Source organism: Bacillus siamensis KCTC 13613 (genome assembly GCF_000262045.1).
GTDB lineage: Bacteria > Bacillota > Bacilli > Bacillales > Bacillaceae > Bacillus > Bacillus siamensis.
The window spans coordinates 13,129-35,074 of record NZ_AJVF01000041.1 but is presented as its reverse complement, the minus strand read 5'-3'; the positions used below and the strand labels follow the sequence as shown (position 1 = coordinate 35,074).

General features: G+C 45.3%; 25 protein-coding genes and 1 riboswitch. Of the genes, 11 read left to right on the top strand and 14 right to left on the bottom strand.

Annotated features, from left to right (window positions below):
* Positions 1-90 precede the first annotated feature (90 nt).
* From Y79_RS0115470 to Y79_RS0115455, 4 genes are all read left to right on the top strand, one after another.
* Positions 91-1,758 (top strand): MFS transporter, encoded by a 1,668-nt coding sequence (locus tag Y79_RS0115470; RefSeq protein WP_016938494.1) that lies wholly within the window; start codon positions 91-93, stop codon positions 1,756-1,758.
* 86 nt (positions 1,759-1,844) lie between these two features.
* Positions 1,845-2,813: a tRNA modification radical SAM protein MnmL/YtqA gene (gene mnmL / locus Y79_RS0115465; RefSeq protein WP_016938493.1), complete on the top strand. Its 969-nt coding sequence runs from the start codon at positions 1,845-1,847 to the stop codon at positions 2,811-2,813.
* Positions 2,810-3,391: a tRNA 5-(aminomethyl)-2-thiouridylate-methyltransferase MnmM gene (gene mnmM / locus Y79_RS0115460; RefSeq protein ID WP_016938492.1), complete on the top strand. Its 582-nt coding sequence runs from the start codon at positions 2,810-2,812 to the stop codon at positions 3,389-3,391. Before mnmL ends, mnmM begins: the two co-directional genes overlap by 4 nt.
* Positions 3,392-3,518: 127 nt before the next feature.
* A complete protein-coding gene (locus tag Y79_RS0115455) occupies positions 3,519-3,713 on the top strand; it encodes a hypothetical protein (RefSeq protein ID WP_003152265.1) in 195 nt (64 codons plus the stop codon).
* Between the two features lie 19 nt (positions 3,714-3,732).
* Here Y79_RS0115455 and Y79_RS0115450 read toward each other — a convergent pair whose 3' ends face one another.
* The 3 genes from Y79_RS0115450 to Y79_RS0115440 all read right to left on the bottom strand — a co-directional run bounded on the left by Y79_RS0115450 (position 3,733) and on the right by Y79_RS0115440 (position 6,511).
* On the bottom strand, positions 3,733-4,539 hold the full coding sequence (locus tag Y79_RS0115450; protein WP_029575345.1) for a glycerophosphodiester phosphodiesterase family protein: 807 nt from the start codon (positions 4,537-4,539) through the stop codon (positions 3,733-3,735).
* 92 nt (positions 4,540-4,631) lie between these two features.
* Positions 4,632-5,711, bottom strand: a complete 1,080-nt coding sequence (locus Y79_RS0115445; protein WP_029575344.1) for a tetraprenyl-beta-curcumene synthase family protein — start codon at positions 5,709-5,711, stop codon at positions 4,632-4,634.
* Between the two features lie 20 nt (positions 5,712-5,731).
* On the bottom strand, positions 5,732-6,511 hold the full coding sequence (locus Y79_RS0115440) for an alpha/beta hydrolase (protein WP_016938489.1): 780 nt from the start codon (positions 6,509-6,511) through the stop codon (positions 5,732-5,734).
* 46 nt (positions 6,512-6,557) lie between these two features.
* Between Y79_RS0115440 and Y79_RS0115435 the strand changes: the two genes are divergently transcribed.
* The gene (locus Y79_RS0115435; RefSeq protein ID WP_029575343.1) at positions 6,558-7,073 is read left to right on the top strand and encodes a gamma carbonic anhydrase; all 516 of its coding nucleotides are present in this window, start codon (positions 6,558-6,560) and stop codon (positions 7,071-7,073) included.
* Positions 7,074-7,248: 175 nt separating this feature from the next.
* Here the strand turns inward: Y79_RS0115435 and alaP are convergent, their stop codons facing one another.
* From alaP to metK, 3 genes are all read right to left on the bottom strand, one after another.
* On the bottom strand, positions 7,249-8,652 hold the full coding sequence (alaP, locus tag Y79_RS0115430; RefSeq protein ID WP_016938487.1) for an alanine permease AlaP: 1,404 nt from the start codon (positions 8,650-8,652) through the stop codon (positions 7,249-7,251).
* 200 nt (positions 8,653-8,852) lie between these two features.
* On the bottom strand, positions 8,853-10,751 hold the full coding sequence (asnB, locus tag Y79_RS0115425) for an asparagine synthase (glutamine-hydrolyzing) (RefSeq protein ID WP_016938486.1): 1,899 nt from the start codon (positions 10,749-10,751) through the stop codon (positions 8,853-8,855).
* A gap of 143 nt (positions 10,752-10,894) precedes the next feature.
* Positions 10,895-12,097: a methionine adenosyltransferase gene (gene metK, locus Y79_RS0115420; RefSeq protein ID WP_016938485.1), complete on the bottom strand. Its 1,203-nt coding sequence runs from the start codon at positions 12,095-12,097 to the stop codon at positions 10,895-10,897.
* Positions 12,098-12,266: 169 nt separating this feature from the next.
* Positions 12,267-12,405: riboswitch (SAM riboswitch) on the bottom strand.
* Positions 12,406-12,602: 197 nt separating this feature from the next.
* Between metK and pckA the strand changes: the two genes are divergently transcribed.
* Positions 12,603-14,186, top strand: a complete 1,584-nt coding sequence (gene pckA, locus Y79_RS0115415; protein ID WP_016938484.1) for a phosphoenolpyruvate carboxykinase (ATP) — start codon at positions 12,603-12,605, stop codon at positions 14,184-14,186.
* A gap of 42 nt (positions 14,187-14,228) precedes the next feature.
* Here pckA and Y79_RS0115410 read toward each other — a convergent pair whose 3' ends face one another.
* Together Y79_RS0115410 and Y79_RS0115405 are read right to left on the bottom strand one after the other, a co-directional pair.
* Entirely contained in the window at positions 14,229-14,471 is a 243-nt protein-coding gene (locus Y79_RS0115410; protein ID WP_013353269.1) for a DUF2584 domain-containing protein, read from the bottom strand.
* Between the two features lie 57 nt (positions 14,472-14,528).
* A complete protein-coding gene (locus tag Y79_RS0115405; RefSeq protein WP_016938483.1) occupies positions 14,529-15,302 on the bottom strand; it encodes an alpha/beta hydrolase family protein in 774 nt (257 codons plus the stop codon).
* A 139-nt stretch (positions 15,303-15,441) separates the two neighbouring features.
* On the opposite strand from Y79_RS0115405, the gene Y79_RS0115400 reads away from it, so the two are divergent.
* Genes Y79_RS0115400 through Y79_RS0115390 form a run of 3 tightly spaced genes read left to right on the top strand, consistent with a single transcriptional unit; the run spans position 15,442 to position 18,027 of the window.
* A complete protein-coding gene (locus Y79_RS0115400) occupies positions 15,442-16,446 on the top strand; it encodes an ABC transporter substrate-binding protein (protein WP_016938482.1) in 1,005 nt (334 codons plus the stop codon).
* An 11-nt stretch (positions 16,447-16,457) separates the two neighbouring features.
* On the top strand, positions 16,458-17,240 hold the full coding sequence (locus Y79_RS0115395; RefSeq protein ID WP_016938481.1) for an ABC transporter ATP-binding protein: 783 nt from the start codon (positions 16,458-16,460) through the stop codon (positions 17,238-17,240).
* A complete protein-coding gene (locus Y79_RS0115390) occupies positions 17,215-18,027 on the top strand; it encodes an ABC transporter permease (RefSeq protein WP_016938480.1) in 813 nt (270 codons plus the stop codon). Before Y79_RS0115395 ends, Y79_RS0115390 begins: the two co-directional genes overlap by 26 nt.
* Before the next feature lie 34 nt (positions 18,028-18,061).
* On the opposite strand, the gene ytkD is transcribed toward Y79_RS0115390, so the two are convergent.
* From ytkD to Y79_RS0115375, 3 genes are all read right to left on the bottom strand, one after another.
* Complete coding sequence (gene ytkD / locus Y79_RS0115385) at positions 18,062-18,541, bottom strand: RNA deprotection pyrophosphohydrolase (RefSeq protein WP_016938479.1); 480 nt, start codon at positions 18,539-18,541, stop codon at positions 18,062-18,064.
* Between the two features lie 132 nt (positions 18,542-18,673).
* Entirely contained in the window at positions 18,674-19,078 is a 405-nt protein-coding gene (locus Y79_RS0115380) for a phage holin family protein (protein WP_016938478.1), read from the bottom strand.
* A 147-nt stretch (positions 19,079-19,225) separates the two neighbouring features.
* Entirely contained in the window at positions 19,226-19,663 is a 438-nt protein-coding gene (locus Y79_RS0115375; RefSeq protein WP_016938477.1) for a Dps family protein, read from the bottom strand.
* A 124-nt stretch (positions 19,664-19,787) separates the two neighbouring features.
* Between Y79_RS0115375 and ytzI the strand changes: the two genes are divergently transcribed.
* Positions 19,788-19,937 carry a YtzI protein gene (gene ytzI / locus Y79_RS01000000120190; RefSeq protein WP_016938476.1) on the top strand — a complete coding sequence of 50 codons (150 nt, stop codon included), beginning with the start codon at positions 19,788-19,790 and terminating at the stop codon, positions 19,935-19,937.
* Here ytzI and Y79_RS0115365 read toward each other — a convergent pair.
* Together Y79_RS0115365 and Y79_RS0115360 are read right to left on the bottom strand one after the other, a co-directional pair.
* Entirely contained in the window at positions 19,934-20,377 is a 444-nt protein-coding gene (locus Y79_RS0115365; RefSeq protein WP_016938475.1) for a FixH family protein, read from the bottom strand. The genes ytzI and Y79_RS0115365 overlap by 4 nt on opposite strands.
* 114 nt (positions 20,378-20,491) lie before the next feature.
* Positions 20,492-20,965, bottom strand: a complete 474-nt coding sequence (locus Y79_RS0115360; protein ID WP_003152237.1) for an S-ribosylhomocysteine lyase — start codon at positions 20,963-20,965, stop codon at positions 20,492-20,494.
* 125 nt (positions 20,966-21,090) lie between these two features.
* Here Y79_RS0115360 and yidD point away from each other — a divergent pair, with 125 nt between their 5' ends.
* Positions 21,091-21,318, top strand: a complete 228-nt coding sequence (gene yidD / locus Y79_RS0115355) for a membrane protein insertion efficiency factor YidD (RefSeq protein WP_016938474.1) — start codon at positions 21,091-21,093, stop codon at positions 21,316-21,318.
* Here the strand turns inward: yidD and Y79_RS0115350 are convergent.
* A complete protein-coding gene (locus tag Y79_RS0115350; RefSeq protein WP_016938473.1) occupies positions 21,315-21,884 on the bottom strand; it encodes a beta-class carbonic anhydrase in 570 nt (189 codons plus the stop codon). The genes yidD and Y79_RS0115350 overlap by 4 nt on opposite strands.
* Positions 21,885-21,946: the final 62 nt, after the last annotated feature.

Below are 21,946 nucleotides of genomic sequence, written 5' to 3'. Positions count from 1 at the left end.
TATTGACACCACTTTAAATTATATTTATCATGTTTTTAGATCAATATCGAATATTAAATTAGATTATAATCTAAAGGAGATGGAAGTATATTGAATTTCAAAAAATTAATTATGTTATCTGCATTATTATTAGGTACATTCATTTCGGTAATGGACACCACTATAGTAAATATAGCCTTACCTAAGATGCTGGATTATTTTTCAAGCAACCTTTCTCAAGTAGCTTGGGTGGCTACAGGTTATACTTTAGCTTTTGCAGTATTATTAGTAGGTGCCTCAAAACTGGCAGACCATTTTGGAAGAAAAAAAGCTTTTATATTTGGATTAGCACTTTTTATTTTGACATCGGTTATTGCCTGTTTGAGCACTTCAATTGAAATGCTTATCACAATTAGAGTGATTCAGGGACTATCTGCTGCTTTCATTGTGCCAGTTACAATGCCTATTGCTTTGGCCATCGTTCCTCAAAATAAAAAAGGATTGATCATTGGAGTTTGGGGGGCTTTCTCAGGATTAGCAGCTACTTTAGGACCTGTTCTTGGAGGATTATTAACTGAAAATTTTAATTGGCAAGCTATCTTCTTCATAAATATTCCTTTAGGTCTCATTTCTCTTTTTTTAGCAGCATTTTTTATTACTGAGAGTTATGATGAGACAGTAAGTAAAAAAATTGATTATATTGGAATTATTATTTTATCCGGAGCTCTTTTCTGTTTAACCTTTGGTTTTGCAAAAGTATCTGACTTAGGCTGGTCATCATCATTAATTATCACTCTATTTGTAATCTCTGTATTATTATTCTGTTTGTTTTTCTTTATTGAATCTAAAATTAAACACCCGATGATTCCCTTATCCATGCTGAAGATACGTACGTTTAGTTTCAGTTCTTTCACCCTCTTTATGCAAGGCCTTGGATTAACAAGCGGTACCCTTATTATTACTTTACTCCTCACGAATTTAATGGGGAAAACTGAATTAGAAGCGGGGTTAATTGTTTCTACATTAGCTCTATCATCTATGTTTACCTCTGTCCTTTCCGGAAAGCTATCTGATAAACTCGGGGGCATTTGGCTTTCGGGCTTAGGAATGCTCGGTTTAACAATCACAACATATTTATATGGATACATACGATACGACAGTTCTATAACAACAGTAATTATTCTATTATGTCTGACCGGCTTAGCCTTAGGGCTTGTAATAGGTCCGGCTATGAGTTCAGGGATACGACTTATTCCTCCTGAAAAAGTAGGAATTGCTTCTGGTATTCTTAATATGATGAGAACAGTTGGTCAGGCACTAGGCATCGCGATACTTACATCTGTGCTTACAATGAATATAAATGATCAGACAGTTTCCGCCAAAAAAGAAGCCATTAAAATTGTAGAAAACAACCAGGTTTTTGACAAGAATGCAAAAAAAGAAATAATAACCCATTTAAAGCATTCTGACGGTAAAGGTTTCGATCGGAAAAAAAGTATTGCTGAATTAAACAAAAAAGAGGATGAAATTCTCTCAGTAACTCCTGACCCATATAAGGAAAAAGTTCAAAGAAGCTTCGATATTCAAAAGAAGGAAGTTATCGCCCTCCAGAAAAAAATTTCAAATATATATAATGAAAAAATGAGTGACAGTTTTAATATTACTTTCAAAGCAGGCGGTTTAATTCTTATATTAGGAATTATTTTTGCACTGTTCAGTGATATATCTCCAAAAAGATTAAAACAACAACAGAAAAGCCAGGTAGATATTACGTCTTGACCGTTCCATAATTGTTTCATTGTTCCTCTCTGTCATTCATGCTACAATTTTAGGATGCATCTGATGTGAGGGAGGCTTTTTGAACATTGAACGAGAATAACCCTTTTCCTTATTCAAATACGGAAAAACGGTACCATACATTAAATTATCATCTGCGGGAGCATTTCGGACATAAAGTATTTAAAGTCGCGCTTGACGGCGGTTTTGACTGTCCGAATCGGGACGGCACGGTCGCACACGGCGGCTGCACGTTCTGCAGCGCTGCGGGATCCGGCGATTTTGCCGGCAACCGGGCCGATGACTTAATCACGCAATTTCACGATATCAAAAACCGCATGCACGAAAAGTGGAAAGACGGCAAATATATCGCGTATTTTCAAGCGTTCACAAATACGCATGCTCCGGTAGAGGAGCTGCGTGAGAAATTTGAATCCGTACTCAAGCTTGACGGCGTTGTCGGCATGTCTATCGCAACCCGTCCGGACTGCCTGCCCGATGATGTGGTGGAATATTTAGCCGAACTGAATGAGCGGACATATTTGTGGGTTGAGCTCGGTTTGCAGACCGTACATGAGCGGACCGCCCTTCTGATTAACCGCGCCCATGATTTTGACTGCTATGTTGAGGGCGTCAATAAGCTGAGAAAACACGGCATCCGCGTTTGTTCCCATATTATTAACGGGCTTCCGCTCGAAAACAGGGACATGATGATGGAAACGGCCAAAGCGGTTGCCGATTTGGATGTTCAAGGCATCAAAATTCACCTGCTTCATTTATTAAAAGGCACACCGATGGTGAAGCAGTATGAAAAAGGAAAGCTTGAATTCCTTTCTCAGGAAGAATATGTCCAGCTTGTATGTGATCAGCTCGAAATCATTCCCCCGGAAATGATCGTTCACCGCATTACGGGAGACGGGCCGATCGAATTAATGGTCGGGCCGATGTGGAGCGTCAACAAGTGGGAAGTACTGGGCGCCATTCAAAAAGAGCTGGAAGCACGCGGAAGCTATCAAGGAAAGCTTTTCAGGAAAATCGGGGAGGAGACTGCCCTATGACCTTGATGCATATCCTCCCTTTCAGTAAAGAATTGCTGAAGTCAGCTGCACAAGAAGGAGATATCACGGTTGACGCGACGATGGGCAACGGACATGATACATATTTTCTGGCAGGCCTTGTCGGTGAGACAGGACATGTTCATGCCTTTGATATTCAAGCGGACGCACTCGCCAAAACGAAGGAACGGCTCGGTGCCGCCTTCAGCCCGCGCGTCACGCTTCACCATAAGAGCCATGATCAAATCAAGGCCGCTCTGCCCAAGGAAGCGCACGGGCATGTGGCTTGTGCGGTGTTTAATCTCGGCTATCTGCCCGGCGGCGATAAAAGCATTACGACAAACGGCCGCTCAACCATTTCTGCCATCGAACAGCTCCTTGAACTGCTGAAGGAAAACGGGCTGATCGTTCTCGTTGTGTACCACGGTCATCCTGAAGGCAAGACGGAAAAGAATGCGCTTCTAAAGTTTTGCGAAAACCTAGATCAGGAAAAGGCGCGCGTGCTGAGTTACGGCTTTCTCAATCAGCGAAACGATCCGCCGTTTATTATAGCGATTGAAAAGAAATCTGCCGGCAAATAAAGAATCGGCCTGTCATAAGCGGGCCGATTCTTTTTGTGAATGGTGTTTACATTTTTTCGAAAGTCCATTACCATGAATAATGGAAAAAAGTACATGTTTAAACGTAACATCCGGGAGGAGCAGCAGTTTGAATATTCTTCGCATCATATTTTCCAGTGTTCCCTATGTCATGTTCGTCATCATCTTATCAAGACATTTAGGATTTGAATTCGCAAAAACCTACTATTGGTGGTTTGCCGCATTTTTCGTCATCGGGCTGATCGGCAAATTTGCAATGCACCTTGCGGCAAAAAAGAAACCATTAAAAAAAGAGACAGCGTAAATCGCATGTCTCTTTTTATTTACTGCTTTTGCAGCACGTTACGTGTATACGCGGGATTATTTGTAAATACCCCATCTACTTTTTGTTTCAGCATAATCGGCGTCAGCGCCCGCTCATCTTCCTTATCAAAAAAGACGTGAACTTTCATCTTTTTGTGGTGGATACGTTTGACGGCGGCTTCATTTGTTAATTTAGCATTAAGACCGACTGTATCAGCATATGTTCTGATGGCTTGCAGCTGCTTATCATTTATGTTCTCAGCCTCTTTATCTTTTAATAACCGAACAAGAGGAACGCTTTTATTCATAGACCGAACTTTCTTTAAGCTCTTCTCGCTAAAGGATTCAATGACTGCTTTATGACTGGAAATCAGCTTATATTTTTGTAATATGTCAATCAGCTTCTTTTCCATCACCAGGCTGCCGTTACTTTCTCTTGTCTCAATATAGTAATTGGCAGTTTGTCCGAATTTCTCTATGATTTCTTCAATCGTTAAAATCTTTTCTCCTTTTCCGGCATTCAGTTTTTTGATCTCAGCCAAAGACAGATCCTCTGTCAATCCTTTACCATCAGTTGTCCGATCGACTGTTTTATCATGAATTGCAATCAGATGGCCGTCTTTTGTCTCCCTTAAGTCTATCTCAATATAGTCTGCTTTGTCTTTAATGGCACGTGCATAGGATAAAGCAGTATGTTCCGGTTCAATCGCAGAAGAGCCCCTGTGAGCTATTAATACGGGATGATAGCCGGCGGAAGCATGTATGACGGAGCAGCCGCCCGTCATGGAAATTAATCCTATGATGACTAAATACTTTAATTTTTTCATAAAATTAAAGTATCATATTATGCCTGCGCAAACAATGTTTCATTCTAAGAATAAAAAAACCGCGCCTTCATGAGAAAGGCGCAGTTCACCCATTATGAACTTTTCGTCCATGCCATCTTCTGAAATTTGCGGTAGGCTCTTCCGTTGATATAAAAGAAAAATGACGTTTTTCCGCTTGCTCTGATCAGCTTTCGCGCGAGGCGGCCCATTTCTTTTTGGCTGGCGACTTTGTCATCGGATAAGTAGACGCCGAGCAGCCCCCTGTTAATCAGCCGGTGGAAGTTTTCATGCGGAATGCCGTGCAGATGTTCATCCGCTTTTTCAATAAAATGCTTCAGTCTCTGCATCATTTCTTCATGAGACTGATAATACGTACAGAAATTCAAATCGCCTTCAAGCAGATCCTCTTCCTGGTCAATTAAATAATCGAGCAGAATGTGCAAGCCTTGTATGTACGGAAAATAACTGCTGCGGATTTTCTCAGCGGTATGTTCGTTAAAATCAGGCTGGAATGAATAAGCAACGAGACAGAAAATGCCTAACGTCGATCCGGCGCAGGCCGAGAACTCAAACCACTCCATTTCTGGAAGCTTTGACTGATACTGCTCAAACCAGGCTTTAAGCCTCGGAACGCGTTCATGTTCTACGACATGCTTATGAACCTGAAGATCGCAATAATAATCGCACAGCTCAAGCAGATACGGTTTAATAAGGCTGTAATGTTCTATTGACCCAAGCACCCGCTGGCATGTTTTGACCAGCTCATGAAGATAACCGCCGTCATCCTGCTCCTCTCTGTACTGATAGTACGGCTGCACCTCTGCACCGACCGTCAGCGCGTCACGCATGGAAAGGTGAAGCATGCGGAAATCCTCCGGGTCAAGCGATGTGCTGCGGTCGCACAGATTGTCCAGATAATCACTGATCGTCTGATACGCGATGATAAATTGCACGCACTTCTCTTTTTGCTCTCCCGACAGCAGTGCTAAAATGCCGCCGCCTTCACAATGAAACGATTTATCACGGATACTTGCGGCCGCCTGCTGCCGCAGCTCGGTATTTTTAATGGAATCTGATTTTTCCCGCCACATATTCAATTCCTGATGAACGAGCGGAAAAATTTCCCGATACACTTTTGCCATAAGGTTAAAAGGATGTTCCGGTACTGTCAACATATGCACCCCCAGCGAATTCAAATATACTGATCTGTAAAGGCTTTCGCCGCCTTAAACACAGCTTCTCTTTCCGGTTCATTGAAAATTTCATGATAAAGCCCTTCCCACTCCCGGTAAGACTTATTATGGGAAGCCACACCGGAAAACCATTTGCGGACTTTCATTTTATCGACGATTTTGTCATCACCGCCCTGCATCAGCAAAAGCGGCACCTTTAAAAACGCATCAGTCGGCGCCATAGCGGCATCAATCGTTTTTATAAGCTCTCTGTACCATCTTACAGATACTTTCGTGACATATAAAGAATCGTTTTGATCCGCTTCAATCATGTCCGCATTCCTCGTCGCCATATCAGGTGATAAACCGGAGTCCACTCTGATGGACGGAGCGAGGACATTCAGCCCTTTAGACGCAAAATCAAGCACTTTATTGACTTTTATTTGCAGCCCGAGACAAGGTGATGATAAAATGAGTGCCGTAATGCGGGGATTTCTCTGCTGCTTAAACCATTCTATCGCAATCAGTCCGCCCATGCTGTGGCCCAAAAGGAAAACGGGTGCTTCAAGCATTCTCGCTTGATCAATCCATATATCTACTTCATCAATGTATTCTTGGAAAGAGCGAATATGCCCTCTGGCGCGGGTGGATGTTCCCTGACCCGGCAAATCGCCCATCACCACGTTATATCCGGAAGATCTCCACATTTCAACGAGCCATTTATAACGCCCGTGATATTCGCTTGCCCCGTGGATGATGACAATGGTACCGACGGGCCTGTCTGCTTTCCAAGTCCACATGCAGTTCACCTCTTACATAAATTTAAAGAAAGAAGGATGAGACATGATAATCTACCCTTATAAACAATTTACGCCGGATATACATCCTGATGCGTTTATCGCGGATAACGCCGTCATTACGGGTGACGTCGTGATCGGAGAACAATCAAGCATTTGGTTCTCAGCCGTCATCCGCGGGGATGTTGCGCCGACAAGGATCGGAAAAAGAGTCAGCATACAAGACTTGAGCTGTCTGCATCAAAGTCCCGGCCGCCCGCTTCTTATTGAAGATGACGTCACGATCGGCCATCAGGTTACACTGCACAGCGCAGTCATCAGAAAGAATGCTTTAATCGGTATGGGCTCCGTCATTCTGGACGGGGCGGAAATCGGAGAAGGCGCGTTTATCGGCGCCGGAAGTCTCATTCCCCCGGGCAAAACCATTCCTCCCGGCTGTCTTGCGTTCGGCCGGCCCGCAAAGGTCATCCGCCTGCTTACAGAAGAAGACATACGGGACATGGAAAGAATCAGAACGGAATATGTTGAAAAAGGCCGATACTATAAAACACTGCAAGAGAAATAAAAAAGATCAGCTTTGTTTTACTACTGTACCATTTTTCAAAATATTATTTAAGTAATAACCATTTGCGTTCCCCTGATTGTCAGGAAACAGTAGCAAAATGTTCAGGAATTTGTTTTATTCTTCCCCCTTTTACCCGATCCTATGAAAAAAGAGCCCATTTCAGCGGGCTCTTTTTTTACGCTTTTTCGGCGAATGTCTGTCCGTTTTCCAGGTTTATGTGTTTTCTTTTGTGGAAGCCTTTCCCGTAATAGGCTGCTAATAAAATGCCGAACCAGACAGGGCCGATGATGACAGCCACCCTGGTTTCTGCATCAAAAGCCATCAGCACAACGACAAATGCGAGAAAAGCCAGTGAGATGTATGAGGAAAAAGGGTATAAAGGCATTTTATATTTCAGTTTTTTCCGTTCTTCCGGCTGTAAACTTTTACGGTATTTCATTTGGGAAAGCAAAATAATCGCCCATGTCCAAATTGCTCCGAACGTCGCAATGCTTGTCACCCACGTAAACACTTTCGCCGGCACCACGTAGTTCAGCAGAACGCCGATGCATAACGCACCCGCTGAAACCAATACCGCTTTTCCCGGCACGCCGCCTTTTGTGACCGTGCCGTAGGCTTTCGGGGCTTCATTTTGCTCCGCAAGATTAAACAGCATACGCCCCGTGCTGAAGATCCCGCTGTTGCAGGAAGAAAGAGCCGCCGTCAAAACGACAAAATTAATGATTCCGGCTGCTGCGGGAATTCCGATTTTTTCAAATGTCAAAACAAACGGACTTCCGCCTGAACCGATTTCCTGCCACGGATAAATTGACATAATGACAAATAAAGCTCCGACGTAAAAAATGAGAATGCGCCAAAAAACAGTATCAATGGCCCGCGCCAATGATTTTTCCGGATTTTTGACCTCACCGGCTGTGACACCGATCAGCTCAATTCCGAGATATGCAAACATGACCATTTGCAGCGACAGCAGCACCCCTTTAATCCCATTCGGGAAAAAGCCGCCGTTGCTCCATAAATTGCTGATTCCAAGCGCGACGCCTCCGTTTCCGAGACCGAATACGATCATCACCAGACCGATCGCAATCATTGACAGAATCGCCAAGACTTTAATGAGCGCAAACCAGAACTCAAGTTCACCATACGCTTTGACCGCCAGAAAGTTGACAGCTGTCATAATGACGAGTGCACAAAGCGCCCAGATCCATGACGGCACGTCAGGGAACCAGTAGCCCATATAAATGCCGACCGCGGTGATTTCCGCCATACAGGTAACGACCCATAAAAACCAATAATTCCAGCCTGTTAAAAAACCGGCCAGCGGTCCGAGATAATCTCTTGCATAGCGGCTGAATGAGCCGGCAACAGGCTTTTGAATCGCCATTTCCCCTAATGCCCGCATAATAAAAAACATAATCAGCCCGCTGCAGGCGTAAGCGGCTAAAATCCCCGGTCCTGCAAGCTTTATGGCAGAAGCTGACCCGAGAAACAGTCCGACCCCTATCGCGGCGCCCAAAGACATAAGCGAGATATGCCTCTCTTCCAAACCGCGGTGAAGCGTTTTTCCTTTGTTTTGCATAACTCTCCCCCCTGATTTTGACAGAAAAGTAACAAACCGAGACGAAATAGCCAGAAAGCACTTTCCGGCATCTGCCCGATTAGTCCTATTATAACCTTTTTCTGAATATTGCGTAATACTTTACTGAAAACATAGCGGAATAGACGGTTTGCATAAAACAATAGAAAAAAGGCTTTCGATAACATCGAAAGCCTTTTGGATTAAACGAAAATGACTTCTTTCGGCTGATGATTCAGCTCTTCCGGCACCAGTCTTTTTTCGACATTGATGCTGTGCCAGATCATGAAGATCAGCACGGTCCAGATTTTGCGGCTGTTGTCCGCTCTGTCTGCGCAATGATCTTCCAGAAGCTGAAGGACATAATCCTTTTCAATATAAGCGTCTGTTTCACTTTCACGAATGATGTTGCGCACCCATTCGTTCATTTCATTTTTCAGCCAGTGGCGGATCGGCACAGGGAAACCGAGTTTTTTACGGTTCAGCACATGATCAGGCACAACTCCTTCAGCGGCTTTACGCAGAAGGTATTTCGTCGTGCCGTTTTTCGTTTTCAGTTCATCCGGAATTTTAGATGCCACGTCAAACACGACTTTATCAAGGAACGGCACGCGCAGCTCCAATGAATTGGCCATCGTCATTTTGTCAGCCTTTAACAGGATGTCGCCGCGCATCCACGTGTGAATGTCGACATACTGCATTTTATTAATGTCGCTGTATGAACGGCTTTCCGTAAAGTACGGCTTCGTAACATCCCGGTATGAAAGCTCTGGGTTGTAATGTTTGAGCAGCTGTTTTTTCACAGGCTCTTCAAAAATCTTCGCATTCCCGATATAACGGTCCTCAAGCGGTGTGCAGCCGCGGACTAAGAGGCTTTTTCCTCTCATTCCTTCCGGCATGACGGACGCCACATGAAGAAGCATTTTTTTCAGACCGGACGGAATGCGTTCAAACGGTTTAAGCGACAGCGGTTCGCGGTAAATATTGTACCCGCCGAACAGCTCGTCCGCGCCTTCCCCGGATAATGCAACCGTTACATGCTTTTTCGCTTCTTTCGCGACAAAATACAAAGGAATCGCCGCCGGATCTGCAAGCGGGTCATCAAAGTGCCAGACGATTTTCGGAAGCTCGTTCATATACTCCTCAGGAGAAATGACTTTGCTGATATTTTCAATCCCGAGCGCGGCAGCTGTTTCCTTCGCTACGTCAACCTCACTGAAGCCCTGCTGTTCAAAGCCGACAGAAAATGTTTTAAGGTTCGGGTGAAATTCTTTCGCAACTGAGACGATAAAAGAAGAGTCGATGCCGCCGGATAGAAACGAGCCGACAGGAACGTCACTTCTCATGTGGACTTTGACAGAGTCAAAGATTGCGTCTCTGACTTCTTTCACCAATTTATCTTCATCGGACTGAACAGGCTTAAAGTTCGCTTTGAAATACGTTTTAAACGCGATTTCGCCTTCCGGGCGGATCGTAAACTGGCTGCCCGGCTCGACTTTTTTCACTTCAGCGTCAAGCGTGCTCGGTTCAGGGACGAATTGGAAAGACATATATTGCTGTAAAGAAGCTTTATCGAGATCAATACCGTTTTGAGCGGCCATTAAACTTTTTCTTTCAGATGCAAAATACACTTTGTCCCCGATGGTTGTGTAATACAGCGGTTTAATGCCGAACGGGTCTCTCGCGCCGTACATGACACGGTCAGTTTTGTTCCAGATTAAAAACGCAAACATTCCGCGAAGCTTTGAAGCAGCTTCTTCTTTATAATGACGGTATGTCGCAAGGAGCACCTCTGTATCGGAATCTGTATTGAAAGTGTAGCCTTTCGCTTCAAGCTCTTCTCTCAATTCAATGTAGTTATAGATTTCGCCGTTAAAAATGATCCAATATTTCTCATCTTCATATGATAAAGGCTGTCCGCCGTTTTCTACGTCAATAATACTGAGCCGTCTGAAGCCGAATCCGACGTGCTCATCATGATAATACCCATCGCTGTCAGGACCGCGGTGAACGATCATTTGGTTCATTTGTTTGATTAGCTCTTCTTGATCTGCGGTTTGAGTTAATGGATGCTTATTAAAAACACCGACAAATCCACACATAGTATAGCCTCCATAAGTGTAATTTTCTAATTGAACCCCCTTTTTATAGACGCTTTGTTACGCCATTGGTTTCACGCTATGTAAAAAATAAGCATGGCAGCATCTGCAAAAAGGGAAAGCCGCTTAAATAAGCGGCTATAAAATTATTCTCCTAGTGCTTCTTTGCGAAGCGCATCCGCCTTGTCAGTACGCTCCCAAGGAAGATCCACATCGTGACGTCCGAAGTGGCCGTAAGCGGCAGTCTGCTTATAGATCGGACGGCGCAGATCAAGCATTTTAATAATGCCGGCAGGTCTCAGGTCGAAGTTATTCCGTACGACTTCGATCAGTTTCTCTTCAGAAGCTTTTCCTGTATCAAATGTATTGATGGAAATAGATACAGGCTGTGCCACGCCGATTGCGTATGCAAGCTGCACTTCACAAGAATCAGCAAGTCCTGCAGCCACGATGTTTTTCGCTACGTATCTCGCAGCGTAAGCCGCTGAACGGTCTACTTTCGTCGCATCCTTACCGGAGAATGCACCGCCGCCGTGGCGTGCATATCCGCCGTATGTGTCAACGATGATTTTACGGCCGGTAAGTCCCGCATCGCCTTGAGGACCGCCGATTACGAAACGTCCCGTAGGGTTGATGAAGTATTTTGTTTCGTCATCAATCAGTTCCTCAGGCACGACAGGGTTAATGACATGCTCTTTCAGATTGCGCTGAATCTGCTCAAGCGTAATTTCCGGATGGTGCTGAGTCGAGATGACGATCGCATCGATGCGGACCGGCTTGTTGTTCTCGTCATATTCAACGGTAACTTGCGTTTTTCCGTCAGGGCGAAGGTACGGAAGAATGTCTTCTTTGCGGACTTCGCTCAAACGGCGGGCCAATTTATGCGCCAAAGAGATCGGAAGCGGCATAAGCTCTTTCGTTTCGTTACACGCATAACCGAACATCAGACCTTGGTCACCCGCTCCGATAGCTTCGATTTCAGCATCGCTCATTGTGCCTTCACGCGCTTCAAGAGCCTGATCGACACCCATCGCGATATCCGCAGACTGTTCATCAATTGATGTTAAAACAGCGCAAGTCTCCGCATCAAATCCGTATTTTGCCCGTGTGTAGCCGATTTCTTTAATCGTTTCACGGACTGTTTTCGGAATGTCAACGTATGTTGAAGTTGTAATCTCTCCGCTTACCAGCACAAGGCCTGTCGTTACAGATGTTTCACAGGCTACGCGCGCGTTCGGGTCTTTTTTTAAAATCTCATCTAAGATGCTGTCAGAAATTTGGTCACAGATTTTATCCGGATGACCCTCAGTAACAGATTCAGATGTAAATAGTCGACGGTTTTTACTCATTCACTTTTCCTCCTGAAAAAAGATCTTTTGAAAGACCTTCTCATATGATACGGAACTCGCTCCCTCTTAATACAATGTCATACTATATCAGAGAATGTTAATTGGCATATTTTATGAAATAAAAAAACCTTTTCCACTCGAGGAAAGGGTTTGGTCTGTGTGCCTTTCACTCTTATCGCTCAAGGAAATATTAAACCTTGCATCAGGTTAGCACCTTGGTTTCCCACAGTGTATTCACCTGCTTTTTTACAGAGAAACCGGTTGCTGGGCTTCATCGGGCCTGTCCCTCCGCCAGCTCGGGATAAGAGTATCCGCTCAATGAAATATCTTATCGTAAAAGGGCGGAAAGTGTCAATATGAATTAAAGCGATTACGCGCCTTTATTTCAGGAAGCAATGGAAAAACACAAACAAAAAATAATAAACAGTATAGACTATTTTTATATATGTGTTATACTAATTCCACATTCAGCGAAATAAAAATAAACCGGCAAAGGAAGGGTTTTATGAAATTAGTTGATTTAACCGCAGATCTTCAAGCATTACTCGCAAGTCCAAATGTGCATCATAATTTATCGGCGCCAAAACTTACCGAAAAAGTGATCACCCGAAATGAAGGCACACTGACATCTACGGGCGCCGTACGCGCCACTACCGGTGCATATACGGGACGATCACCTAAAGATAAATTTATTGTTCGTGAAAAAAGCACAGAAAATCAAATTGATTGGGGCGCGGTGAACCAGCCCATTTCTGAAGAGGCGTTTGAAAAGCTGTACGCCAAAGTCGTCAGCTACTTAAAACAGAGAGATGAACTGTTTGTTTTTGAAGGATTCGCAGGCGCAGATGAAAAATACAGACTGCCGATTACAGTCGTAAATGAATTTGCATGGCACAACCTGTTCGCGCGCCAGCTGTTTATCAGACCGGAGACGGCTGAAAGGGATTCGGAAGCACAGCCCTTTACCATTCTCTCAGCTCCGCATTTTAAAGCGGATCCGGAGACGGACGGCACGCATTCGGAAACATTTATCATTGTATCTTTCGAAAAGCGCGTCATTTTAATCGGCGGTACCGAATACGCCGGAGAAATGAAAAAATCAATTTTCTCCATTATGAACTTCCTTCTTCCGCAGCAAGATATTCTGCCGATGCACTGCTCAGCCAACGTCGGTGAAAAAGGTGATGTCGCCTTGTTCTTCGGTCTTTCCGGCACGGGGAAAACGACGCTTTCGGCCGATGAGGACCGGAAACTGATCGGCGATGACGAGCACGGCTGGTCAGACTCCGGCGTGTTTAACATTGAAGGCGGATGTTATGCTAAATGTATCAATCTGAGCGAAGAAAAAGAACCGCAGATTTTTCGTGCGATCCGCTTTGGGTCTGTTCTTGAGAATGTTGTGCTTGATGAAAAAACGGGTGAGGCGGATTACGACAATTCCTTCTACACGGAAAACACAAGAGCCGCGTATCCGATTGAGATGATCGGCAATATCGTGCAGCCGAGCATTGCCGGCCATCCGCAGGCGATCGTCTTTTTAACGGCGGACGCGTTCGGGGTGCTCCCTCCGATCAGCAAACTGACGAAGGAACAGGCAATGTATCATTTCTTAAGCGGGTACACAAGCAAACTCGCAGGAACCGAGCGCGGCGTGACATCTCCGCAAACGACTTTCTCCACGTGCTTCGGTTCACCTTTCCTGCCGCTTCCGGCTCACGTCTATGCCGAAATGCTCGGGCATAAAATCGACGAGCACGGCGCTCAAGTCTTCCTGGTCAACACAGGCTGGACCGGCGGAGGGTACGGAGTCGGAGAGCGGATGAAACTTTCGTATACAAGAGCGATGGTAAAAGCCGCAATTGACGGCACACTTGATCAGACAGATATGACGGCAGACAGCATTTTCGGCCTGCACAGTCCCGTTCACGTTCCGGGCGTTCCGGATGAGGTTCTTCAGCCTGAAAACACATGGAGCGATAAAAAAGCATACAACGAAAAGGCGCTGTTTTTAGCCAATGAGTTTAAAGAAAACTTTAAAAAGTTTTCTCATGCAGACTCAATCGCCAAAGCCGGCGGGCCTCTCGTTTAATCAAAAAAGCCAAGGGCGCTGCTGCCCTCGGCTTTTGTTTTTTCAGTTAGTCGAATGAAGCGAAGTGAGTCTGTATGTAATGCTCGTCCGGCCGTTCGCCCATTCGAGCTTTTGGACTTCGCCGGTGCCGGATTTCTCGCCGTTTTTTGTTTTGCGCACGTCCATCGGAATATCAAGAGGATAAACGCGGTAGCCCTCTTTCTCCAATAAAAAAATATTTTCCTCTATCCGTTTTTCATTGCCTTTTGTCACAATCATTGTATTAAATTCAACAGGCATTCCCAAAATGAAAATCCCCTTTCATTCTCTTTTTCTTTATTATCATATCATAAATCCGTTATCTTACCTTGTCTTCATCCATTCCGCCAGACGCCGGACTATGCGTCTGTTTTCCTGCGGCGGAAAATAATGCGTAAAACCGCTGTAATACCAGGTTTCTACCGGTTTTCCCGCCTCTTTCAGCCTGTCCTCAATCATCCGCGCATGTTCGATCGAAACATTTTCGTCATTCTCGCCATGGATGAGCAGCACAGGCGCTTGAATACGGTCTGCTTTTTCAAACGGCGAACGCCATCTGTATTCATCCGGCACCTTTTTCGGCGTGCCGCCGATCACCCGCTTCATCATCCGCCGCATATCCTTCCGCTCTTCATAAGTAAGCACCATATCACTCACACCGCCCCAAGAGACGAGCGAAGCCGCCTGATGCCCCATCTCGATCGCAGTCAAAAGCCCCATGATGCCGCCTCGGGAGAACCCGAAAATATGAACCCGGCCTTCCCTGACGTTCGGGTGATCCCGAAGCAGGCGGAAAGCGGAAAACGCGTCCTCTCTGTCCTCTCCCGCAAAATCTTCATTTCCCTCGCCGCCCTGATTGCCTCTGTAATAAGGTGCAAACACGACAAAGCCTTGGGAAGCGAACTGAACGATTCTTCCCGGGCGGACCATGCCGACATTTTTTATGCCGCCGCGCAAATATAAAAAACCGTCGTATGTTCCCGGCGCCGCAGGCTCGGCAAGGAGCCCCTTTACCTTCAGCCCTTCTGACTCGTAGCATACCGCAAAGAGCCGGACATGCGGGCTCGGAGACGGAAACCTTCTCTTTTCAACCAGCAAAGCAAATGAGCCTCCTTCATCATCAGTTTTTTTATTCTTTCCCAACCTGAATATGGGCACTCACACATTTTTTATACCCATCATACGATATGTAAAGCAAAAAGGGTTATTTTAACGCTTAATATAAGGAGGTTACAACGTGAACAAATGGCTCAAAACGAGCTGCATCTTTGTCATATGCGCCTTATTCCTGCTCATTCTTCCGGCCTGCAGACAGGAAGAAAGTCTGACAAAGGTGAAGGTGGCGGAAGTCACACACTCCATCTTCTATACGCCTATGTATGTCGCTGAAGCGAAGGGTTTCTTTAAAAAAGAAGGGCTTCAAGTGTCTCTTCAAACAACATGGGGCGGAGACAAAACGATGACATCGCTTTTGTCAAACGGCTCTGACATCGCGCTGGTCGGTTCTGAAACATCCATTTACGTGGAAGCGCAGGGAGCTAAAGATCCTATCATCAACTTCGCACAGCTGACGCAGACAGACGGCACATTTCTCGTGGCGCGGAAGGATGAGACATCATTCAAGTGGGACGATTTAAAAGGAAAAACATTTCTCGGCCAGCGAAAAGGCGGCATGCCTCAAATGGCCGGTGAGTACGTCCTGAAAAAACATCACATACAGCCGAAAAAAGACATCAACCTGATTCAAAACATTGATTTCGCCAACATTTCCAACGCATTTGCATCCGGCACCGGTGATTATGTGCAGCTGTTTGAACCGACGGCATCCCAATTTGAAAAAGAAGGCATCGGCCATATCGTCGCATCCTTCGGAGAAGCTTCCGGCCAAGTGCCTTACACAACTTTTATGGCAAAAGAAAGCTATTTAAAAAACAATGAAAAAACAGCGGAAAAATTCACCCGCGCCATTTACCGCGCCCAGCAATGGGTGGAAAGCCACCCGGCCAAAGACATCGCAAAAACGATTCAAAAGGAATTTGCCGATACCGACCCAGCCATTATTGAAGCATCAATAGAACGCTATAAAAAACAAAAATCGTTCTCTTCAGACCCTGTTCTGCAAGAGGATGAATGGGAACAGCTCCAAGCTATTATGGATGAAGCCGGAGAGCTCCCGAAACATATTCCGTACAGCAAACTCGTCAACACAACAATCGCCAAAAAAGCCACCTCAGAACAATAGGAGGAACATGAATGTCTTTTTTACAAGTGGATCATGTGACACATACTTATTTCTCGCTGAAAGAAAGAACAACCGCCGTGAAAGATATACATTTTCATATTGAAAAAGGGGATTTCATCTCTTTTCTCGGGCCGAGCGGATGCGGAAAAACCACACTCCTGTCCATTCTGGCCGGCCTTATCGCCCCCGCGCAAGGCCGGGTGCTGATTGAAGGAAGCGTGCCGAACCATAAAGAACACCAAATCGGCTATATGCTTCAGCAGGATTATTTATTTCCTTGGAAATCAATTGAGGAAAACGTCCTGCTCGGTTTACACATTTCCAAAACATTAACAGAAGAAAAAAGGGCTGAAGTTCTCAGCCTTCTGCCTAAACTCGGATTAATCGGCGTCGAAAAAAAATATCCGAAAGAGCTGTCAGGCGGAATGCGGCAGCGGGCGGCACTTGCCAGAACGCTTGCGTCCGACCCGGGACTGCTGCTTCTGGATGAGCCGTTTTCCGCGCTGGACTTTCAAACGAAGCTTTCTTTAGAAAACCTTGTCTTCAAAACATTAAAAGATTTTCAAAAAACCGCCGTGCTCGTCACCCACGATATCGGTGAAGCCATCGCCATGAGCGATACGATCTATTTATTTTCGAATCAGCCGGGCACCATCCATCAAATCTTCACCGTGCCCAAGGAGCTCGCGTCCTTAGATCCATTTGACGCGCGTCAGGACCCGGCCTTTCAGCCGCTGTTTCAAACGATATGGAAGGAGCTGAACTCCCTTGAAAAACAGCAGCGGCACGATTGAACAGCTTCATCAGGAGTTTAAGAAAAAACACCAAAAAGAAAAACGCCGGATCCGTGCGTATCAGGCCGCCATTTTCATCGTATTTTTTGCCGGGTGGGAAATATCGAGCAAGGCAGGCTGGATCGATCAGTTAATCTTCAGCTCACCCTCTGCCGTTTGCCGGCTCTTGGCGGAAAAGATCGCGGACGGATCTCTTGCGGCTCACATCGGCGTTACATTAGGAGAAACCGTTCTGGGCTTTTTGCTCGGCACACTTCTCGGCACATGCCTCGCCGCTCTGTTATGGTGGTCAAACAGGCTCGCCCGTGTGTTAGACCCGTACCTCGTCATTTTAAACGCGATGCCGAAGGTCGCACTCGGGCCGATTCTTATCGTCGCACTCGGGCCGAGTTTCACAAGCATCGTAGCCATGGGTGCAGTCATCAGTGTCATTATCACGACGATCGTCGTCTTTACGGCTTTTCAGGAAGTGGATGAGAATTATATTAAGGTCATGAAAACCTTCGGAGCGAAAAGGCGCATCATATTTAAAGAAGTCATCTTGCCGGCGTGCTCCCCCGCGATTGTTTCTGCGCTTAAAGTGAATGTCGGTTTATCCTGGGTCGGGGTCATTGTCGGCGAATTTCTTGTGTCCGAAAAGGGCCTGGGCTACATGATCATTTACGGCTTCCAAGTCTTCAATTTCACTTTGGTGTTCTTAAGCCTTCTGATCATCGCGGTTTTTGCGACATTGATGTATCAGGGAGTCGAATGGTTAGAAAGAAAATGGACGAAAGGAAAAATATAAAAAAGACCCGTGCGGTATCGCCGGGTCTCCGTTTTTATGATTGAAATACGCCGTCCTCTTTCAGCTTTTTCAGGCTGATCGGAAGCACTGAATCTTTCATGATGAAACTGAACTTTTTATTTCTCGGGAGATTCTCCGGCAGTTCGCTGAACAGCACTGGCCCCTTCGTTTCAAAATAATCAGCCTGTTTTTCAAGCCTTTCAATATCGGCAAAATATATATTCTTAATGATTATCTTTTCCCTGCCGAGAACTTTATACTGTCCGACGTACTGAAGGTGTCTTACCGCAGCGCCGGTTTCTTCTTTCACCTCGCGCAGGGCCGCTTCCTCCGCACATTCCATCGGCTCCACTTTTCCGCCCGGAAATTCAAACCCCCGGTCTTCATGCTCAGTCAAAAGCCATTTATCGCCATATCGGCATATGACCCATACGTGCTTCGGGCTGTCTGAAAAAGGCTGGTGTTCAAAGGAGAGCTGAACAGTATTCTGATAATAGTCTTTAAACTCGTACATGTTTATCCCTCTAATCCGTTCCTTCATATCTTCCATACATCATACCACAGTTGCGTTTGTTCGGAAGCCCTTTATCAAAAATTCAGAGGAAAACCATCATACCCGCTAGTATAGCCTCGTTTGAAGCAAATGTTACGGTTTGCGCTTGAATTTATTTTTCAAGGCGTCCAAAAGATCGACGAGCACCTGCGGAACCGGGATGCCCAGTGAGCTTGCCGTGATCACAATCTGTACCGATTCGTATAAGATATAAAACATGATAGCCAAATTACGGATAGCGCCTTCGGTATAAAGCAGCTGATCAAAAAAATGGCAAACTGAGACTAATGCCAGGGTCACAATTTTTTTGACCAGCCGCGCAAAAAGCCTTTTGGGGCTCAGCTGATGCAAAAGAGACTCTTTTAAGCTTGTACTGATAAATTCGATCGCCATGACCGATAGCAAAATCAGAAACGAATACTGAAAACCGCCAAAGAAAAATCCCGCTGCCGACACAATCACTGCAAAAAACGAAAAGATGCCAAAGTCTCTGCCCATTTGATCCAACATCCTTTCACAGAAACGGCCTTACATTATTCTATGAAAAGTGAACGGAACGGTCTGGATTTTTCAGAAAAATGGACAACATCTTCGGCAGCCAAATAAAAGACCGGACGCTCTAAAGCCCCGGTCTTCCCTTGTTAATTATCCTAAATACGCTTTCAGCATCCAGTTATGTTTTTCGATATTCTGGTGAATGGCCAGCAGCATATCGCCGGTCGTTTCATCCCCGACCTCATCTGCGAGATCCATTCCGCTTTTCAGCTCTTCTGCAATGACAGTGAAATCATCATAAACGTTCTGTACCATTTGTTCTGCGCTCTCATTGCCTTCCGCTTCTTTTATAGAAGCAGTCTTCAATGATTCCGTCATGGTGCCGATCGGCTTGCCGTTTAATGCCAGCAGACGCTCTGCAAGGTCATCAATATATGTAGCCGTTTCGTTATACAGCTCTTCGAATTTCTCATGCAATGTGAAAAAGTCCTTCCCTTTGACGTACCAATGATAGTTATGTAATTTCACATACATGACCGTCCAGTTTGCAACTTGTTTATTAACTGCTTCCAATAGTTTTTCTGACATGCCAATCTTCCTCCTTTGGTTTACTATTGATATACCCTATATATCGTGTGTTAAAACATAAATTTTTAGCCCTTGGTTTTCCAGATGGAAAATATGTTATCATTTGTTAAAAAGGAGGGATTTCATGCTGCTTCTACTGAGTCTCGGCTTTCTTATCGTGCTTGCCGTGCTGCTTTTATCCATCTGGTCGACGGTAAGAGCCTATAACGTAAAGCATACGATCGATCCGCCGCAGGACGCATCAAACGGATTGACGGATAAAAACAAGCCTTAATGATGTTGCGCCTTTTCCTCACGGCCGGAGGAATCATCGGCAGCTTCAGCATCCCCGACACGCACTTTTACAGTCGGCATATTGTGCTGCTGTTTTGCCGTTACGTGGGATTGAACGGTATATACACCTTCTTTATCGAATTCAGTCCGCAGATAATACGCCCCTTTTTCCTCCTTGGCCTTGCTTGTTTTGCCGCTGCCTTTTTTTCCTTCTTTCCATACTTCAAACATGACTTCATCCGCATCCGTGACCCGCTTACCGCCGTAAAAAACTTCCGCCTTGTATTCTGCTTTTTCATGCGGCTCTGCCGTTTCCGGTCCGGTAAGCTTGACTTCAAGCGCTTTCGGCTCTTCATCCGCGGAGGTTTTGTCCGCATTGCCTCCGCAAGAAGATAAAAGAAATACCATACCGCACATACCCGCCAATACAGCCCGTTTCATTCCATCACTCCTTCATGTTTGCTTCTATTTTAGCAAACGCTTACACATAAGGTGTGACATTTTTTAGAAATATGTAAAAAAGCCTTTTTGCATGACAGCAAAAAGGCCTGTTTTTTATCCGAACACTTTGAGCAAATCTTCTTTATCCTGTGACAGCCAGAAACGCATCAGGCGTTTCGCGCCTTCCAAATCATGAAGTTTCGCCTGGCCGCACTGTTTTTCGTTGGCTGCCGGGATCTCCGTAATATCGATGGCTTCTTTCAGCGTAGCGTCAAGCAGGTCGACAATTTCTTCCGCTGTCGGCTCGCCGCTCACAACTAGATAATAGCCTGTCTGGCAGCCCATCGGTGAAATATCTATGATGTCGAAGTGATCGTATTTCTCAGAATGTGTGCGAATCGTAAACGCAAGCAAGTGCTCAAGCGTATGAATCGTATCCGGCTTCATCGCCTGTTTGTTCGGCTGACAGAAGCGGATGTCAAACTTATTCACGACGCCGTCTGTTCCGACTTTATGCACCCCGCAATGTCTTACATACGGAGCCACAACCGCATTATGGTCAAGCTCAAAGCTTTCTACTGAAGGCATAATAGCACTCCCTTTTTTTCAGAATATGCATCCATTATAACACAGTTTTCCGATAAGAATTGCGGCGGAAGCTTTTCAATCTGAAATTTTTTTTCTATACTGGCATTAGAAAGGTGGTTTTTTTGATGAAAACCATAATGATTGCGTTAATCCGCGGATACCAGAAGTTCATCTCTCCGCTGACGCCGCCGTCATGCCGCTTCTATCCGACATGTTCTCAGTACGGAATCGAAGCCGTCAGGACTCACGGCGCATTAAAAGGCGGATGGCTGACCTTGAAGCGAATCTTAAAGTGCCATCCGTTTCATCCGGGCGGGGTTGATCCCGTACCGGAAAAAAAACAAAAGCATTAGTCCATATGCTGGTAGCCGTCGATCACCAGATCAAGTTTACCGGTTTCAGGATCAATCACCAGACCGTGCACCGGCACATTGTCAGGGAAAAGCGGATGGTGTTTAATGACGTTTACGCTGTCTGTCACACTCGCTTCTACAGAATCAAAGCTTTTCAGCCATTGATCAAGATCAACACCTGAGTGCTTCAGCATGTCAATCCGCTCTTTCGGAATACCGCGGTCAATAATTTTACCGAGCATATCCTCGCTGTTGATTTTGCTCATGCCGCAATCATGATGGCCGATCACGCAGACTTCATCAGCGTTTAATTCATATACGGCCACTAAAAGGCTGCGCATGATGCTTCCGAACGGGTGGGCGACAAGCGCGCCGGCACTTTTAATTATTTTCACATCGCCGTTTCGCATGTTCATCGCGTGAGGAAGCAATTCAACAAGGCGTGTGTCCATGCAGGACAAAATCGCCATCTTTTTATCCGGGAATTTAGATGTTTGGTATTTTTCATAATCTTTGTTTTTAGTGAACTGCTCATTAAAATTCATGATATCGTTTAGAAGACTCATCTTGGTGTTTCCTTTCTGTCTTTTTATTCACAATATAACACAAGGCGGGCCATTTCGTCACT

What these genes read in the sequence shown, in the direction of transcription:
- Y79_RS0115440 (WP_016938489.1), bottom strand. Translation starts at nt 6,511, where the DNA reads ATGTGGACTTGGAAAGCAGACAGGCCCGTCGGTACCATTGTCATCATC.
- Y79_RS0115380 (WP_016938478.1), bottom strand. Translation starts at nt 19,078, where the DNA reads ATGGGCAGAGACTTTGGCATCTTTTCGTTTTTTGCAGTGATTGTGTCG.
- ytzI (WP_016938476.1), top strand. Translation starts at nt 19,788, where the DNA reads ATGCTGCTTCTACTGAGTCTCGGCTTTCTTATCGTGCTTGCCGTGCTG.
- Y79_RS0115395 (WP_016938481.1), top strand. Translation starts at nt 16,458, where the DNA reads ATGTCTTTTTTACAAGTGGATCATGTGACACATACTTATTTCTCGCTG.
- ytkD (WP_016938479.1), bottom strand. Translation starts at nt 18,541, where the DNA reads ATGTACGAGTTTAAAGACTATTATCAGAATACTGTTCAGCTCTCCTTT.
- mnmM (WP_016938492.1), top strand. Translation starts at nt 2,810, where the DNA reads ATGACCTTGATGCATATCCTCCCTTTCAGTAAAGAATTGCTGAAGTCA.
- Y79_RS0115360 (WP_003152237.1), bottom strand. Translation starts at nt 20,965, where the DNA reads ATGCCTTCAGTAGAAAGCTTTGAGCTTGACCATAATGCGGTTGTGGCT.
- Y79_RS0115350 (WP_016938473.1), bottom strand. Translation starts at nt 21,884, where the DNA reads ATGAGTCTTCTAAACGATATCATGAATTTTAATGAGCAGTTCACTAAA.
- asnB (WP_016938486.1), bottom strand. Translation starts at nt 10,751, where the DNA reads ATGTGTGGATTTGTCGGTGTTTTTAATAAGCATCCATTAACTCAAACC.
- Y79_RS0115450 (WP_029575345.1), bottom strand. Translation starts at nt 4,539, where the DNA reads ATGAAAAAATTAAAGTATTTAGTCATCATAGGATTAATTTCCATGACG.
- metK (WP_016938485.1), bottom strand. Translation starts at nt 12,097, where the DNA reads ATGAGTAAAAACCGTCGACTATTTACATCTGAATCTGTTACTGAGGGT.
- Y79_RS0115375 (WP_016938477.1), bottom strand. Translation starts at nt 19,663, where the DNA reads ATGTCAGAAAAACTATTGGAAGCAGTTAATAAACAAGTTGCAAACTGG.
- pckA (WP_016938484.1), top strand. Translation starts at nt 12,603, where the DNA reads ATGAAATTAGTTGATTTAACCGCAGATCTTCAAGCATTACTCGCAAGT.
- alaP (WP_016938487.1), bottom strand. Translation starts at nt 8,652, where the DNA reads ATGCAAAACAAAGGAAAAACGCTTCACCGCGGTTTGGAAGAGAGGCAT.
- yidD (WP_016938474.1), top strand. Translation starts at nt 21,091, where the DNA reads ATGAAAACCATAATGATTGCGTTAATCCGCGGATACCAGAAGTTCATC.
- Y79_RS0115365 (WP_016938475.1), bottom strand. Translation starts at nt 20,377, where the DNA reads ATGAAACGGGCTGTATTGGCGGGTATGTGCGGTATGGTATTTCTTTTA.